Consider the following 17590-nt stretch of genomic DNA (forward strand, 5'->3'; position numbering starts at 1 on the left):
CCATCTTAAAAATAGAGTAGAGATTTCAATACAATTCATTACAACAAATCATTCAGTGCAATACCAATGCCGATCCGCTGAGTATGAACATTATAATCCACCAAACTTTCCCCATAACCATTAAAGTATTGCATATAAAATCTCAGGTTATTGGCATCTTTTAATATTGGATAACTCCAACTCAAACGTAATGCGCCACGGTTATTTTTCTCCAAATTATCCCGGAGTAGTAAGGTAAAACGATGTTGACCGACACCATACAGAGAGACAAATTCAAAGTTCCCCATATAATGTCGGATATCTGGATTATCATCTCCCGATGTATCCGTCGGAGAACTCTTGTCTCGCTCAGGAATTCGCCACCACGTTTTCAAACTCAAAGCTAGTGGACCATTGTCAAAAACCATTTGACCATAGATTCGGTTCCAACTTCTTGATAATGTTCCAGATTGACCATTGGACTGATGGTTAATCCCCAATAACCATAAAGAGTTGGTCAGATTACCGATCTTCCAGTCATTATCAAATTGCATAAAGAGTTCGGGCTCATGAACTATCTCACGAAATGGTGATGAACTCCCCCGATTGTAGACTTGCCACCAAGATTGATTTGTATAGGCGAAATAAAGATCTCCCGTATCACCAATTAAGTGACTGGATATCGGCATCTTAAAACTAATCTGAAATTTTGCCTCATATTTATCCAGTGGTTTATGGTTAAAAGTATCAACTTCAGAATAAGGCTCACTGTTGGGATGCGGGTTATATGTAATAGGAAGTATATAATTTTCCTTATGGGGAATAATGACAAACTCTTTATTCTCTACTGACTTTTCTTCAGCAACTCTTTGCTCGATTAAAGACTCATCATTTACGTTCTCTTGCTCTTCATTTTCCGCTGCTTGCAGGAAACCACCAAGCCCCAGAAATATCAGAAATAAATACTCAAAATGGCTATATTTTTTTGTCATTAATCAATATCTCTTCATCCAAATCAGCAAATAAACTAACATCATTTAACAATAAAACAATAGGGTAGGTATCAATTGCATTCTCAAAAACTGAAGACGTCTCGCACTTGCTACCGCTATGAAGCTAACAGAAACCCCAAACTGCTATCAGGGTTTCAAATAAGTGGACAGTGGCATTCTTTATCCGCCAGACACAAAAAAACCTTGGTATCACGACCAAGGTTTCAAAATAAGTGGCGGAGCGGACGGGACTCGAACCCGCGACCCCCGGCGTGACAGGCCGCTGTTTTAAAAAAGAAGGCTAACCCACTGAACGACCGCGCCACTTGGACTGTTGATGAAACAATAGGAATCGGTCTTTACGCCAGATACAAAAAAACCTTGGTATCACGACCAAGGTTTCAAAATAAGTGGCGGAGCGGACGGGACTCGAACCCGCGACCCCCGGCGTGACAGGCCGGTATTCTAACCAACTGAACTACCGCTCCACTCAATTTTTTACCAAATAAAGTCTTATTGATTAGATGCTTTATTTAGTTTTGCCTTCAGATTTTTCAAAATCTGAAAACAAGGAAGTAAGCCTGGCGATGTCCTACTCTCACATGGGGAGACCCCACACTACCATCGGCGCTGTTTCGTTTCACGTCTGAGTTCGGCATGGAATCAGGTGGGTCCAAAACGCTATCGTCGCCAAGCAAATTCTTTCAATTCGAAAAGCTGATTCTCTCTACACAATCAAGTCTCTTATGAGCCCTAAAACCCCTTCGGTGTTGTATGGTTAAGTCTCACGGGCAATTAGTACAGGTTAGCTCAACGCCTCACAGCGCTTACACACCCTGCCTATCAACGTTCTAGTCTCGAACAACCCTTCAGGACGCTTTAAGCGCCAGGGAGAACTCATCTCAAGGCTCGCTTCCCGCTTAGATGCTTTCAGCGGTTATCGATTCCGAACTTAGCTACCGGGCAATGCGATTGGCATCACAACCCGAACACCAGAGGTTCGTCCACTCCGGTCCTCTCGTACTAGGAGCAGCCCCTTTCAATTCTCCAACGCCCACGGCAGATAGGGACCGAACTGTCTCACGACGTTCTAAACCCAGCTCGCGTACCACTTTAAATGGCGAACAGCCATACCCTTGGGACCGACTTCAGCCCCAGGATGTGATGAGCCGACATCGAGGTGCCAAACACCGCCGTCGATATGAACTCTTGGGCGGTATCAGCCTGTTATCCCCGGAGTACCTTTTATCCGTTGAGCGATGGCCCTTCCATTCAGAACCACCGGATCACTATGACCTGCTTTCGCACCTGCTCGAGCCGTCACTCTCGCAGTTAAGCGGGCTTATGCCATTGCACTAACCTCACGATGTCCAACCGTGATTAGCCCACCTTCGTGCTCCTCCGTTACTCTTTGGGAGGAGACCGCCCCAGTCAAACTACCCACCAGGCACTGTCCTCACCCCGGATAACGGGGCCAAGTTAGAACATCAAACATACAAGGGTGGTATTTCAAGGTCGGCTCCACAATCACTAGCGTGACTGCTTCAAAGCCTCCCACCTATCCTACACATGTAGGCTCAATGTTCAGTGCCAAGCTGTAGTAAAGGTTCACGGGGTCTTTCCGTCTAGCCGCGGGTACACTGCATCTTCACAGCGATTTCAATTTCACTGAGTCTCGGGTGGAGACAGCGTGGCCATCATTACGCCATTCGTGCAGGTCGGAACTTACCCGACAAGGAATTTCGCTACCTTAGGACCGTTATAGTTACGGCCGCCGTTTACCGGGGCTTCGATCAAGAGCTTCGACCTAAGTCTAACCCCATCAATTAACCTTCCGGCACCGGGCAGGCGTCACACCGTATACGTCATCTTACGATTTTGCACAGTGCTGTGTTTTTAATAAACAGTTGCAGCCACCTGGTATCTGCGACTCTCAATAGCTCCATCCGCGAGGGACTTCACCGTCAAGAGCGTACCTTCTCCCGAAGTTACGGTACCATTTTGCCTAGTTCCTTCACCCGAGTTCTCTCAAGCGCCTTGGTATTCTCTACCCGACCACCTGTGTCGGTTTGGGGTACGATTTCTTGTGAACTGAAGCTTAGAGGCTTTTCCCGGAAGCATGGCATCAATGACTTCACATCCGTAGATGCTCGACATCGTGTCTCAGCCTATTGTGGGACCGGATTTGCCTAATCCCACAGCCTACGCACTTGAACCTGGACGACCGTCGCCAGGCCCACCTAGCCTTCTCCGTCCCCCCATCGCATTCACAACAAGTACGGGAATATTAACCCGTTTCCCATCGACTACGCTTTTCAGCCTCGCCTTAGGGGTCGACTTACCCTGCCCCGATTAACGTTGGACAGGAACCCTTGGTCTTCCGGCGGGGAGGTTTTTCACCCCCCTTGTCGTTACTCATGTCAGCATTCGCACTTCTGATACCTCCAGCATGCTTTACAACACACCTTCAACGGCTTACAGAACGCTCCCCTACCCAATGCGATAAATCGCATTGCCGCAGCTTCGGTTTACAGCTTAGCCCCGTTACATCTTCCGCGCAGGCCGACTCGACTAGTGAGCTATTACGCTTTCTTTAAATGATGGCTGCTTCTAAGCCAACATCCTAGCTGTCTGAGCCTTCCCACATCGTTTCCCACTTAGCTGTAATTTGGGACCTTAGCTGGCGGTCTGGGTTGTTTCCCTCTCCACGACGGACGTTAGCACCCGCCGTGTGTCTCCCGGATAGTACTTACTGGTATTCGGAGTTTGCAAAGGGTTGGTAAGTCGGGATGACCCCCTAGCCTTAACAGTGCTCTACCCCCAGTAGTATTCGTCCGAGGCGCTACCTAAATAGCTTTCGGGGAGAACCAGCTATCTCCGAGTTTGATTGGCCTTTCACCCCTAGCCACAAGTCATCCGCTAATTTTTCAACATTAGTCGGTTCGGTCCTCCAGTTGATGTTACTCAACCTTCAACCTGCCCATGGCTAGATCACTCGGTTTCGGGTCTATATCCAGAGACTAAACGCGCAGTTAACACTCGCTTTCGCTACGGCTCCCCTAATCGGTTAACCTTGCCACTGAATATAAGTCGCTGACCCATTATACAAAAGGTACGCAGTCACACCACGAAGGTGCTCCTACTGCTTGTACGTACACGGTTTCAGGTTCTATTTCACTCCCCTCACAGGGGTTCTTTTCGCCTTTCCCTCACGGTACTGGTTCACTATCGGTCAGTCAGGAGTATTTAGCCTTGGAGGATGGTCCCCCCATCTTCAGACAGGATATCACGTGTCCCGCCTTACTCGTTTTCACTTAAACAACGCCTTCGGTTACGGGGCTATCACCCTCTATCGCGTGCCTTTCCAGACACTTCACCTAACGCTGTAAAAGCTTAAGGGCTACTCCGATTTCGCTCGCCGCTACTTTCGGAATCTCGGTTGATTTCTTTTCCTCGGGGTACTTAGATGTTTCAGTTCTCCCGGTTCGCCTCATCAGGCTATGTATTCACCTGATGATACATGCTGCTGCATGTGGGTTTCCCCATTCGGAAATCGTAGACTCAAGTGGCTCTTACTGCCTCATCTACGCTTATCGCAAGTTAGTACGTCCTTCATCGCCTCTGACTGCCAAGGCATCCACCGTGTACGCTTAGTCACTTAACCATACAACCCGAAGAAGTTTCGAGCTGCATTATCAGCAACCTAGGTGTCTCTCATTATTTTACATGAGTGAGAGACTGGTTTTGCCGGACTCAATTGAATAGACACTAAATCGTGTCATTCCAAGAACACTTGATTGTGTTGGTCTTTCTCTTTCGAGAAAGGATTGAGAACTTTTACAAATAATCGTCTGTTTCCAAAGAAACACACATTATTTTGTCAGCTTTCCAAATTGTTAAAGAGCAAAGTGCAATACTTGTTACTTCAAGCAACACTTTCTAATGACTTTCAGCGCCACAAAATCGAACCACATCGGTTAAAACCGCTGGTTTGAGTTGTCGAGCCAAAAATAGTTAGAAAGTGGTGGGCGATACCGGGTTCGAACCAGTGACCCCCTGCTTGTAAGGCAGGTGCTCTCCCAACTGAGCTAATCGCCCACTTTCAGGCGTTTCCTCAAACAGGAGGAAAATGGTGGGTCGTACAGGATTCGAACCTGTGACCAATTGGTTAAAAGCCAACTGCTCTACCAGCTGAGCTAACGACCCAGACTTCACTAGGGAAGTGGTATCCCGTAGGGGAGTCGAACCCCTGTTACCGCCGTGAAAGGGCGGTGTCCTAGGCCTCTAGACGAACGGGACAATTTCTTGCTTCATGCTTTCTCTTATTTCCGTGTCAGGCGGCTTATCCTCAGTCAGTTGTTTACAACAGTAAACGCCTTCCTTCGTCAATTGCCTTCCTCGAACTCAGAAAAATCATATTGCAATGCACTCTACATAAACCAAATCAATCTGTGTGGACACTCATCTCAAATATCTTTTCGTAAGGAGGTGATCCAGCGCCAGGTTCCCCTAGCGCTACCTTGTTACGACTTCACCCCAGTCATGAACCACAAAGTGGCAAGCGTCCTCCCGAAGGTTAAACTACCTGCTTCTTTTGCAGCCCACTCCCATGGTGTGACGGGCGGTGTGTACAAGGCCCGGGAACGTATTCACCGTGGCATTCTGATCCACGATTACTAGCGATTCCGACTTCATGGAGTCGAGTTGCAGACTCCAATCCGGACTACGACGTACTTTTTGGGATTCGCTCACTTTCGCAAGTTGGCAACCCTCTGTATACGCCATTGTAGCACGTGTGTAGCCCTACTCGTAAGGGCCATGATGACTTGACGTCGTCCCCACCTTCCTCCGGTTTATCACCGGCAGTCTCCCTGAAGTTCCCACCCGAAGTGCTGGCAATCAAGGATAAGGGTTGCGCTCGTTGCGGGACTTAACCCAACATTTCACAACACGAGCTGACGACAGCCATGCAGCACCTGTCTCAGAGCTCCCGAAGGCACACCAGAATCTCTTCCGGCTTCTCTGGATGTCAAGAGTAGGTAAGGTTCTTCGCGTTGCATCGAATTAAACCACATGCTCCACCGCTTGTGCGGGCCCCCGTCAATTCATTTGAGTTTTAATCTTGCGACCGTACTCCCCAGGCGGTCTACTTAACGCGTTAGCTCCGAAAGCCACGGCTCAAGGCCACAACCTCCAAGTAGACATCGTTTACGGCGTGGACTACCAGGGTATCTAATCCTGTTTGCTCCCCACGCTTTCGCATCTGAGTGTCAGTATCTGTCCAGGGGGCCGCCTTCGCCACCGGTATTCCTTCAGATCTCTACGCATTTCACCGCTACACCTGAAATTCTACCCCCCTCTACAGTACTCTAGCCTCCCAGTTTCAAATGCAACTCCGGGGTTAAGCCCCGGGCTTTCACATCTGACTTAAAAAACCACCTGCATGCGCTTTACGCCCAGTAATTCCGATTAACGCTCGCACCCTCCGTATTACCGCGGCTGCTGGCACGGAGTTAGCCGGTGCTTCTTCTGCAGCTAACGTCAAAATGTAACTCTATTAAAGCTACACCCTTCCTCACTGCTGAAAGTACTTTACAACCCGAAGGCCTTCTTCATACACGCGGCATGGCTGCATCAGGCTTGCGCCCATTGTGCAATATTCCCCACTGCTGCCTCCCGTAGGAGTCTGGACCGTGTCTCAGTTCCAGTGTGGCTGATCATCCTCTCAGACCAGCTAGAGATCGTCGCCTTGGTGAGCCCTTACCTCACCAACTAGCTAATCCCACCTGGGCATATCCCGACGCGAGAGGCCCGAAGGTCCCCCTCTTTGGTCCGTAGACGTTATGCGGTATTAGCCATCGTTTCCAATGGTTATCCCCCACATCAGGGCAATTTCCCAGGCTTTACTCACCCGTCCGCCGCTCGTCAGCAAAGAAGCAAGCTTCTTTCTGTTACCGCTCGACTTGCATGTGTTAGGCCTGCCGCCAGCGTTCAATCTGAGCCATGATCAAACTCTTCAATTAAAGTTTTTGTGACACCAAAGTGTCGGCTCAATGAATACTGCTTTTCGTCTCCGCTTTAAAAAAAGCAGAAGCAAAAAGTGACATTACATAAGTAATGTTGAATTGACTGTGCTCTTGTCAGATAACAGTAAACTGCTTCCAACTTGATATTGGTCACTCGATTCATTGATAAAATCTTATTGGATATTTATCGACGAGTGCCCACACAGATTGATTGGTCTATATTGTTAAAGAGCTTTGCTTTCAGTGCTTTAGCACTTAGGCAGGACGCGTATAATACGCCACCTACTTTGAAAGTCAACATAAAACTTTCATCTTCTGAAAAGCTTTATGGTGACTTGCTTCTGTTGAAGCAAGTAACAAAATTAAAGCCTGGCGATGTCCTACTCTCACATGGGGAGACCCCACACTACCATCGGCGCTGTTTCGTTTCACGTCTGAGTTCGGCATGGAATCAGGTGGGTCCAAAACGCTATCGTCGCCAAGCAAATTCTTTCAATTCGAAAAGCTGATTCTCTCTACACAATCAAGTCTCTTATGAGCCCTAAAACCCCTTCGGTGTTGTATGGTTAAGTCTCACGGGCAATTAGTACAGGTTAGCTCAACGCCTCACAGCGCTTACACACCCTGCCTATCAACGTTCTAGTCTCGAACAACCCTTCAGGACGCTTTAAGCGCCAGGGAGAACTCATCTCAAGGCTCGCTTCCCGCTTAGATGCTTTCAGCGGTTATCGATTCCGAACTTAGCTACCGGGCAATGCGATTGGCATCACAACCCGAACACCAGAGGTTCGTCCACTCCGGTCCTCTCGTACTAGGAGCAGCCCCTTTCAATTCTCCAACGCCCACGGCAGATAGGGACCGAACTGTCTCACGACGTTCTAAACCCAGCTCGCGTACCACTTTAAATGGCGAACAGCCATACCCTTGGGACCGACTTCAGCCCCAGGATGTGATGAGCCGACATCGAGGTGCCAAACACCGCCGTCGATATGAACTCTTGGGCGGTATCAGCCTGTTATCCCCGGAGTACCTTTTATCCGTTGAGCGATGGCCCTTCCATTCAGAACCACCGGATCACTATGACCTGCTTTCGCACCTGCTCGAGCCGTCACTCTCGCAGTTAAGCGGGCTTATGCCATTGCACTAACCTCACGATGTCCAACCGTGATTAGCCCACCTTCGTGCTCCTCCGTTACTCTTTGGGAGGAGACCGCCCCAGTCAAACTACCCACCAGGCACTGTCCTCACCCCGGATAACGGGGCCAAGTTAGAACATCAAACATACAAGGGTGGTATTTCAAGGTCGGCTCCACAATCACTAGCGTGACTGCTTCAAAGCCTCCCACCTATCCTACACATGTAGGCTCAATGTTCAGTGCCAAGCTGTAGTAAAGGTTCACGGGGTCTTTCCGTCTAGCCGCGGGTACACTGCATCTTCACAGCGATTTCAATTTCACTGAGTCTCGGGTGGAGACAGCGTGGCCATCATTACGCCATTCGTGCAGGTCGGAACTTACCCGACAAGGAATTTCGCTACCTTAGGACCGTTATAGTTACGGCCGCCGTTTACCGGGGCTTCGATCAAGAGCTTCGACCTAAGTCTAACCCCATCAATTAACCTTCCGGCACCGGGCAGGCGTCACACCGTATACGTCATCTTACGATTTTGCACAGTGCTGTGTTTTTAATAAACAGTTGCAGCCACCTGGTATCTGCGACTCTCAATAGCTCCATCCGCGAGGGACTTCACCGTCAAGAGCGTACCTTCTCCCGAAGTTACGGTACCATTTTGCCTAGTTCCTTCACCCGAGTTCTCTCAAGCGCCTTGGTATTCTCTACCCGACCACCTGTGTCGGTTTGGGGTACGATTTCTTGTGAACTGAAGCTTAGAGGCTTTTCCCGGAAGCATGGCATCAATGACTTCACATCCGTAGATGCTCGACATCGTGTCTCAGCCTATTGTGGGACCGGATTTGCCTAATCCCACAGCCTACGCACTTGAACCTGGACGACCGTCGCCAGGCCCACCTAGCCTTCTCCGTCCCCCCATCGCATTCACAACAAGTACGGGAATATTAACCCGTTTCCCATCGACTACGCTTTTCAGCCTCGCCTTAGGGGTCGACTTACCCTGCCCCGATTAACGTTGGACAGGAACCCTTGGTCTTCCGGCGGGGAGGTTTTTCACCCCCCTTGTCGTTACTCATGTCAGCATTCGCACTTCTGATACCTCCAGCATGCTTTACAACACACCTTCAACGGCTTACAGAACGCTCCCCTACCCAATGCGATAAATCGCATTGCCGCAGCTTCGGTTTACAGCTTAGCCCCGTTACATCTTCCGCGCAGGCCGACTCGACTAGTGAGCTATTACGCTTTCTTTAAATGATGGCTGCTTCTAAGCCAACATCCTAGCTGTCTGAGCCTTCCCACATCGTTTCCCACTTAGCTGTAATTTGGGACCTTAGCTGGCGGTCTGGGTTGTTTCCCTCTCCACGACGGACGTTAGCACCCGCCGTGTGTCTCCCGGATAGTACTTACTGGTATTCGGAGTTTGCAAAGGGTTGGTAAGTCGGGATGACCCCCTAGCCTTAACAGTGCTCTACCCCCAGTAGTATTCGTCCGAGGCGCTACCTAAATAGCTTTCGGGGAGAACCAGCTATCTCCGAGTTTGATTGGCCTTTCACCCCTAGCCACAAGTCATCCGCTAATTTTTCAACATTAGTCGGTTCGGTCCTCCAGTTGATGTTACTCAACCTTCAACCTGCCCATGGCTAGATCACTCGGTTTCGGGTCTATATCCAGAGACTAAACGCGCAGTTAACACTCGCTTTCGCTACGGCTCCCCTAATCGGTTAACCTTGCCACTGAATATAAGTCGCTGACCCATTATACAAAAGGTACGCAGTCACACCACGAAGGTGCTCCTACTGCTTGTACGTACACGGTTTCAGGTTCTATTTCACTCCCCTCACAGGGGTTCTTTTCGCCTTTCCCTCACGGTACTGGTTCACTATCGGTCAGTCAGGAGTATTTAGCCTTGGAGGATGGTCCCCCCATCTTCAGACAGGATATCACGTGTCCCGCCTTACTCGTTTTCACTTAAACAACGCCTTCGGTTACGGGGCTATCACCCTCTATCGCGTGCCTTTCCAGACACTTCACCTAACGCTGTAAAAGCTTAAGGGCTACTCCGATTTCGCTCGCCGCTACTTTCGGAATCTCGGTTGATTTCTTTTCCTCGGGGTACTTAGATGTTTCAGTTCTCCCGGTTCGCCTCATCAGGCTATGTATTCACCTGATGATACATGCTGCTGCATGTGGGTTTCCCCATTCGGAAATCGTAGACTCAAGTGGCTCTTACTGCCTCATCTACGCTTATCGCAAGTTAGTACGTCCTTCATCGCCTCTGACTGCCAAGGCATCCACCGTGTACGCTTAGTCACTTAACCATACAACCCGAAGAAGTTTCGAGCTGCATTATCAGTAACCTAGGTGTCTCTCATTATTTTACATGAGTGAGAGACTGGTTTTGCCGGACTCAATTGAATAGACACTAAATCGTGTCATTCCAAGAACACTTGATTGTGTTGGTCTTTCTCTTTCGAGAAAGGATTGAGAACTTTTACAAATAATCGTCTGTTTCCAAAGAAACACACATTATTTTGTCAGCTTTCCAAATTGTTAAAGAGCAAAGATTTTGTATATTACAAAACCATTTTTAAAGATTCTGTTTTAAAAACCCTTAAAGATGGTGGAGCTATGCGGGATCGAACCGCAGACCTCCTGCGTGCAAGGCAGGCGCTCTCCCAGCTGAGCTATAGCCCCATCTATAGGTAAAATCATTGAAGAGCAAGGCAGTTTTCGAGGACGTGTATCGTTTATACACAACGAGGAAACTAACGCCGCTATTCGAAGATTTTGGTGGGTCTGAGTGGACTTGAACCACCGACCTCTCGCTTATCAGGCGAACGCTCTAACCACCTGAGCTACAGACCCAAACTCTCTTTGCTTATAAACCAAATCAATCTGTGTGGACACTCATCTCAAATATCTTTTCGTAAGGAGGTGATCCAGCGCCAGGTTCCCCTAGCGCTACCTTGTTACGACTTCACCCCAGTCATGAACCACAAAGTGGCAAGCGTCCTCCCGAAGGTTAAACTACCTGCTTCTTTTGCAGCCCACTCCCATGGTGTGACGGGCGGTGTGTACAAGGCCCGGGAACGTATTCACCGTGGCATTCTGATCCACGATTACTAGCGATTCCGACTTCATGGAGTCGAGTTGCAGACTCCAATCCGGACTACGACGTACTTTTTGGGATTCGCTCACTTTCGCAAGTTGGCAACCCTCTGTATACGCCATTGTAGCACGTGTGTAGCCCTACTCGTAAGGGCCATGATGACTTGACGTCGTCCCCACCTTCCTCCGGTTTATCACCGGCAGTCTCCCTGAAGTTCCCACCCGAAGTGCTGGCAATCAAGGATAAGGGTTGCGCTCGTTGCGGGACTTAACCCAACATTTCACAACACGAGCTGACGACAGCCATGCAGCACCTGTCTCAGAGCTCCCGAAGGCACACCAGAATCTCTTCCGGCTTCTCTGGATGTCAAGAGTAGGTAAGGTTCTTCGCGTTGCATCGAATTAAACCACATGCTCCACCGCTTGTGCGGGCCCCCGTCAATTCATTTGAGTTTTAATCTTGCGACCGTACTCCCCAGGCGGTCTACTTAACGCGTTAGCTCCGAAAGCCACGGCTCAAGGCCACAACCTCCAAGTAGACATCGTTTACGGCGTGGACTACCAGGGTATCTAATCCTGTTTGCTCCCCACGCTTTCGCATCTGAGTGTCAGTATCTGTCCAGGGGGCCGCCTTCGCCACCGGTATTCCTTCAGATCTCTACGCATTTCACCGCTACACCTGAAATTCTACCCCCCTCTACAGTACTCTAGCCTCCCAGTTTCAAATGCAACTCCGGGGTTAAGCCCCGGGCTTTCACATCTGACTTAAAAAACCACCTGCATGCGCTTTACGCCCAGTAATTCCGATTAACGCTCGCACCCTCCGTATTACCGCGGCTGCTGGCACGGAGTTAGCCGGTGCTTCTTCTGCAGCTAACGTCAAAATGTAACTCTATTAAAGCTACACCCTTCCTCACTGCTGAAAGTACTTTACAACCCGAAGGCCTTCTTCATACACGCGGCATGGCTGCATCAGGCTTGCGCCCATTGTGCAATATTCCCCACTGCTGCCTCCCGTAGGAGTCTGGACCGTGTCTCAGTTCCAGTGTGGCTGATCATCCTCTCAGACCAGCTAGAGATCGTCGCCTTGGTGAGCCCTTACCTCACCAACTAGCTAATCCCACCTGGGCATATCCCGACGCGAGAGGCCCGAAGGTCCCCCTCTTTGGTCCGTAGACGTTATGCGGTATTAGCCATCGTTTCCAATGGTTATCCCCCACATCAGGGCAATTTCCCAGGCTTTACTCACCCGTCCGCCGCTCGTCAGCAAAGAAGCAAGCTTCTTTCTGTTACCGCTCGACTTGCATGTGTTAGGCCTGCCGCCAGCGTTCAATCTGAGCCATGATCAAACTCTTCAATTAAAGTTTTTGTGACACCAAAGTGTCGGCTCAATGAATACTGCTTTTCGTCTCCGCTTTTTTAAAAAAACAGAAGCAAAAAGTGACATTACATAAGTAATGTTGAATTGACTGTGCTCTTGTCAGATTACAGTAAACTGCTTTCCAACTTGATATTGGTCACTCGGTTCATTGATAAAATCTTATTGGATATTTATCGACGAGTGCCCACACAGATTGATTGGTCTATATTGTTAAAGAGCAACTCTTCAGAACATTTACCGTTTGAAGAGGCGGCTATTCTAGCGAGATAAATCTTTGTGTCAAACACTTTTTTCAGATTGTATCCACATTCTTTATAACCTTGTTGACCTCGCTCAAATTCCGTAGAAGCCTTGCCTGTCAACGAGTGCGCATTATAGAGATCCAGTTCACATCCGCAAGTCTTTTTTTCCAAAAAATGTAAAAATAACAGTTAATCGATGAATAAACCTCCAATGGCTTGTTTATACCAATTTACTCAAAGATAAGTCACAAGTTATCCACAGAATTATCCTTTTTGACATGGATGGGATATAAAAAGAGAGATATAAAAAAAGCTGCAATCGCAGCTTTTTTTATTCAGTGAAGGTTAAATACCTGAGCCATAAGATTCACCATCATCTTCATGAAGCCCACATTCTCTTTTCAAACCAAAGAAGCGTGTTTCTTCTTCTGACATACCGGGTTCCCATTTTTGAGTGGTATGCACGTCACCGATAGAGAGATAACCTTCATCCCATAGCGGATGATAAGGCAAGTCATATTCTTTCAGATAATAATGGACATCTTTATTCGTCCAATCGATCACCGGCAAGAATTTAAAAACACCATTCTGGATCGCAAGCACCGGTAGATGAGCACGAGATTTCGACTGCTCACGACGCAGTCCAGAGAACCAAGTACCAACTTCCAACTCTTTCAGAGCTCTTCTCATCGGTTCAACTTTATTGAGTCGGTTGTATTTCTCAATCCCCTCAACGTCCTGTTCCCACAACTTGCCGTAACGAGCTTCCTGCCAAGCAGGTGTAAGCGCCGCACGATATATTTTCAGATTGAGGTTCAACCTTTCCGTCAACAAGTCAATAAACTGATATGTTTCAGGAAACATATATCCTGTATCAGTCAGGATAACCGGAACATCATTTTTAACTTGAGAAACCAGATGTAACATCAATGCAGCTTGAATACCAAAACTAGAAGAGACTGCAAATGTTCCCTGTAAGTTCTCAAATGCCCAAATGATCCTTTCTTGAGCCGACAAACTTTCCAGATACCCGTTTAATTCAGCCAAGAGCAGCGACTGCTCCACTTTTGTCATACTGAGTAACTCAGAAAGCTGGGGCTGATATAACATATTATCAGGCATAGAAATCCCTCTTTGAGATGACGACCTCTTCAATGATTCCACTTCGAATCACGAAGTCACCAAAATATTCACCTTCATTACGCTCTGTCGCCCAACGTCCTACTAATTGGTCGAGCTCTGCTAATATCTGTTGTTCTGTAATATTTTCTTTGTACATTTTCGGGATCCGCGTACCTGCGCGATTACCACCAAGATGCAGGTTATAACGCCCCGGCGCTTTTCCGACGAGTCCAACTTCCGCGAGCATGGCTCGGCCACATCCATTGGGACAGCCGGTGACGCGCAAAATGATATTCTCATCTTCTCCTAACTGATGTTTTTCCAGAATACCTTCAACATCGGTGACAAATTCAGGTAAGAAACGTTCAGCCTCAGCCATGGCTAACGGGCATGTTGGGAATGCAACACACGCCATTGAATTCTTGCGTTGTTCACTCACACCGTCATCCATCAAACCATGCGCTTTGGCAATTAATTCAATCTGCTCTTTTTGCTCAGCGGTAACCCCAGCGACAATCAGATTTTGATTGGCGGTCATCCGGAAGTCTCCCTGATGGATTTTCGCGATTTCAGCAACACCTGTCTTTAATGGCTTACCCGGATAATCCAGTAGCCGCCCATTTTCAATAAAGAGGGTCAGATGGAATTTACCATCAATCCCTTCTACCCATCCGATACGATCACCACGACTGGTGAACTCGTAAGGTCGGCTTTCTGTAAAATGGGTACCGGCCCTTTTTTCAACTTCAGCCTTAAATACGTCGATACCAACGCGATCTAATGTGTACTTAGTCTTCGCGTTCTTACGGTTAGAACGGTTTCCCCAATCTCTCTGTGTCGAGACAACCGCGGCAGCAACATCGAGTGTCTTTTCTAGCGGGATGAAGCCAAAATCATCTGCACGACGAGGATAGGTTGAAGTATCACCATGCGTCATCGCTAAACCGCCACCCACCAGCACATTGAATCCAATCAACTTGCCAGCTTCAGCAATCGCCACAAAATTTAAATCATTCGCGTGCACATCAATGTCATTATGCGGTGGAATCACAACGGTTGTTTTAAACTTCCGGGGTAAATAGTTACTTCCCAGAATCGGTTCTTCATCCGTTGTTTCCAGTTTTTCGCCATCCAGCCATATTTCAGCATAAGCCCGGGTTTTCGGCAGTAAATGCTCGCTTATTTTCTTCGCCCATTCATAAGCTTCTTGATGAAGTTCTGATTCAACCGGGTTCGATGTACACAGCACGTTACGGTTTACATCACCGGCAGTAGCAATCGAATCAATCCCGGTTTTATTGAGCATCTGATGCATCATTTTAATTTGAGGCTTCAGCACACCATGAAACTGAAAGGTTTGTCGGGTCGTCAGACGGATACTGCCATATAGCGTATGTTCCGTTGCAAACTGGTCGATCGCGAGCCATTGTTGGGGCTGAATAATGCCACCGGGCATCCGAGCACGAAGCATCACATTATGCATCGGTTCCAGCTTCTGTTTTGTCCGCTCAGCCCGAATATCACGATCATCCTGCTGATACATCCCGTGAAACCGGATCAACTGAAAGTTATCTGCCGTAAATCCACCGGTAAGCGGATCCTGAAGATCTTGCGTGATCGTGCCACGTAAAAAATTACTCTCTCTCTTCAGCCGCTCGTTATCAGACAATGGCCCCAGCACTTGTCCCAATACTTCTTGGTCTTTGGTTTCTTGATTCGCACTCATTAGTAGACATCCCTTTGATAACGCTTCGCTTTACGGAGTTCGTTGACATATTCTTCAGCTTGTTCCCGACCCAAACCGCCTTGCTGTTCGGCAATCGTAATCAAGGCTTCGTGAACATCTTTTGCCATATGGGTTGCATCACCACAGACATAAAGATAGGCCCCACTCTGTAACCACTCCCAAATCTGCTCGGCTTTCTCCAGCAAGCGATGCTGAACATAAACTTTTTCGGCCTGATCGCGGCTAAACGCAACATCCATCTGAGTGAGTGCACCTGACTTCAGATATTTCTGCCATTCAACCTGATAGAGAAAATCTTGCGTGAATGTCCGGTCACCGAAGAACAACCAACTTTTCCCTGAAGCGCCACGGTTATCTCTTTCCTGAATAAAGCTTCTAAATGGCGCAATCCCTGTTCCCGGCCCCACCATGATAATTGCAGTATCATCATCCTGAGGAAGTTTGAAGTTATTATTATGCTCAATGAAAACTTTGATGTTGTCGCCTTCTTCAAGACGATGCGTCAAAAATCCGGAGGCGCCTCCCTGACGGGCTTCACCATTTTGGTCATATTCAACCACCCCAACCGTCAGATGAACTTCTTCATCGACTTCACTTTGACTGGATGCGATGGAATAGAGACGAGGGGTCAAACGACGTAGTAGTCCGACTAATTCATCTGCCGATAACTGCACAGCGGCTTGTTTTAACACGTCAATAATCTGTGTATGCGCGGAATACTCACGCAGTTTATCTTTATCTTCGACAAGCTCTTTCAAGAATGTCGATTCAGATAACGCCGCCACCCGAGTAATCAACTGAGGATTGGATGAGGTGATTTCGAACTGGCGAATTAAAGCACTGTGAACCGAAATACTTTCACCATCAACCTCGACACTCTCCACGCCAGATAATCCGACACAGCTCAAAATCTGGCTGGATAAGTCAGCATCATTTTCATACCAAACCCCTAATGCATCGCCCGGTTGATAAGTAATACCTGATCCTTCAAGGTCAATTTCAATATGGCGGACATCTTTACCCGAATCCCGGCCAGTAATTTTCTGATTGGTCAGCAACGTCGCAGTATAAGGTTTCAGCTTGGTATATTCGGCAGTAGCACCGCCTGCGGAATGAATCGGTAGCGGCACAACTTCACCCTGCCCTTCCGACATCGATTCTTTAAGAATCCCCAGCGCTTGTTGACGCCACTCTGCTGCCGGAGCGTCATAGTCCACATCACAGTCAACCCGTTCCAAAAATGGTTTTGCACCCAATTTGGCGAGGAAAGCATCAAAATCTTTACCCGTCTGGCAGAAGAACTCATAGCTTGAGTCACCCAGACCAATCACACCATACTGTAGATTCGGTAGTTTCGGTGCTTTTTTGGACTGTAAGAATTCATGCAGCTCAAGAGCATTATCAGGCGCTTCACCTTCACCGTTGGTTGAAGCCACGATGACAACATGGGTTTCCTTGGCAAGATCTTTACCTTTGTAATCACTGGCATCAAAAATCTGTACCGGCAGCCCCTGTGCTTGTGCCTCATGTTCCAGTGCTTCAGCAACCCCTTTTGCATTCCCGGTTTGGGAAGCATAAATAATAGTGAGTTTATCGGCAGGTTTTGCGGCAGCAAGCGGAGACATCGTCGCCGCACCGGCAACCTCACCAGTCTGAGACTGACTCAATCCCCAGAAATATCCGCTGACCCAAGCTAATTGCTGCGGCGACAGTTGTGAAACAGTGTGTTGCAACTGATTAAGTTGCGTATCGTTGAGTGGACTAGAAAATAAACCACTCTGGTTGGAAATATTATTGTTAGCTGAAGACATCGTCACGACTTCCCTATTCATTGCATGACGATAGAGTAACCAAGCTCA

The 17590-nt window shown here is 48.1% G+C and carries 4 protein-coding genes, 7 tRNA genes and 6 rRNA genes; all 17 read right to left on the bottom strand.

What is annotated here, in order from left to right; translation table 11 throughout:
- Positions 1 to 38: 38 nt before the first annotated feature.
- The 17 genes from BSQ33_RS06785 to BSQ33_RS06865 all read right to left on the bottom strand — a co-directional run bounded on the left by BSQ33_RS06785 (position 39) and on the right by BSQ33_RS06865 (position 17542).
- Complete coding sequence (locus BSQ33_RS06785; RefSeq protein ID WP_088133707.1) at positions 39 to 971, bottom strand: phospholipase A; 933 nt, start codon at positions 969 to 971, stop codon at positions 39 to 41.
- A gap of 234 nt (positions 972 to 1205) precedes the next feature.
- A tRNA-Asp gene (locus BSQ33_RS06790) sits at positions 1206 to 1295 on the bottom strand.
- Positions 1296 to 1382: 87 nt separating this feature from the next.
- A tRNA-Asp gene (locus BSQ33_RS06795) sits at positions 1383 to 1459 on the bottom strand.
- 91 nt (positions 1460 to 1550) lie between these two features.
- A 5S ribosomal RNA gene (gene rrf, locus BSQ33_RS06800) occupies positions 1551 to 1666 on the bottom strand.
- Positions 1667 to 1745: 79 nt separating this feature from the next.
- A 23S ribosomal RNA gene (locus BSQ33_RS06805) occupies positions 1746 to 4635 on the bottom strand.
- A 358-nt stretch (positions 4636 to 4993) separates the two neighbouring features.
- Positions 4994 to 5069 (bottom strand) — tRNA-Val (locus tag BSQ33_RS06810).
- Positions 5070 to 5101: 32 nt separating this feature from the next.
- Positions 5102 to 5177, bottom strand: a tRNA-Lys gene (locus BSQ33_RS06815).
- A 17-nt stretch (positions 5178 to 5194) separates the two neighbouring features.
- Positions 5195 to 5270, bottom strand: a tRNA-Glu gene (locus BSQ33_RS06820).
- A gap of 182 nt (positions 5271 to 5452) precedes the next feature.
- Positions 5453 to 6994, bottom strand: a 16S ribosomal RNA gene (locus tag BSQ33_RS06825).
- Between the two features lie 370 nt (positions 6995 to 7364).
- Positions 7365 to 7480, bottom strand: a 5S ribosomal RNA gene (gene rrf / locus BSQ33_RS06830).
- 79 nt (positions 7481 to 7559) lie between these two features.
- Positions 7560 to 10449: ribosomal RNA gene (locus tag BSQ33_RS06835) — 23S ribosomal RNA — on the bottom strand.
- Between the two features lie 300 nt (positions 10450 to 10749).
- Positions 10750 to 10825 (bottom strand) — tRNA-Ala (locus tag BSQ33_RS06840).
- A 94-nt stretch (positions 10826 to 10919) separates the two neighbouring features.
- A tRNA-Ile gene (locus tag BSQ33_RS06845) sits at positions 10920 to 10996 on the bottom strand.
- A gap of 62 nt (positions 10997 to 11058) precedes the next feature.
- Positions 11059 to 12600: ribosomal RNA gene (locus BSQ33_RS06850) — 16S ribosomal RNA — on the bottom strand.
- Together the 16S, 23S and 5S rRNA genes with 7 tRNA genes alongside form the textbook arrangement of a ribosomal RNA operon.
- A gap of 607 nt (positions 12601 to 13207) precedes the next feature.
- A complete protein-coding gene (locus BSQ33_RS06855) occupies positions 13208 to 13984 on the bottom strand; it encodes a phosphoadenylyl-sulfate reductase (RefSeq protein WP_088133708.1) in 777 nt (258 codons plus the stop codon).
- On the bottom strand, positions 13977 to 15710 hold the full coding sequence (cysI, locus tag BSQ33_RS06860) for an assimilatory sulfite reductase (NADPH) hemoprotein subunit (RefSeq protein ID WP_088133709.1): 1734 nt from the start codon (positions 15708 to 15710) through the stop codon (positions 13977 to 13979). The genes BSQ33_RS06855 and cysI overlap by 8 nt, the downstream gene beginning before the upstream one ends.
- Positions 15710 to 17542, bottom strand: coding sequence for an assimilatory sulfite reductase (NADPH) flavoprotein subunit (locus tag BSQ33_RS06865; RefSeq protein WP_232471959.1), 1833 nt, complete (start codon positions 17540 to 17542; stop codon positions 15710 to 15712). Before BSQ33_RS06865 ends, cysI begins: the two co-directional genes overlap by 1 nt.
- Positions 17543 to 17590: the final 48 nt, after the last annotated feature.

Source organism: Vibrio gazogenes (genome assembly GCF_002196515.1).
Lineage (GTDB): Bacteria > Pseudomonadota > Gammaproteobacteria > Enterobacterales > Vibrionaceae > Vibrio > Vibrio gazogenes_A.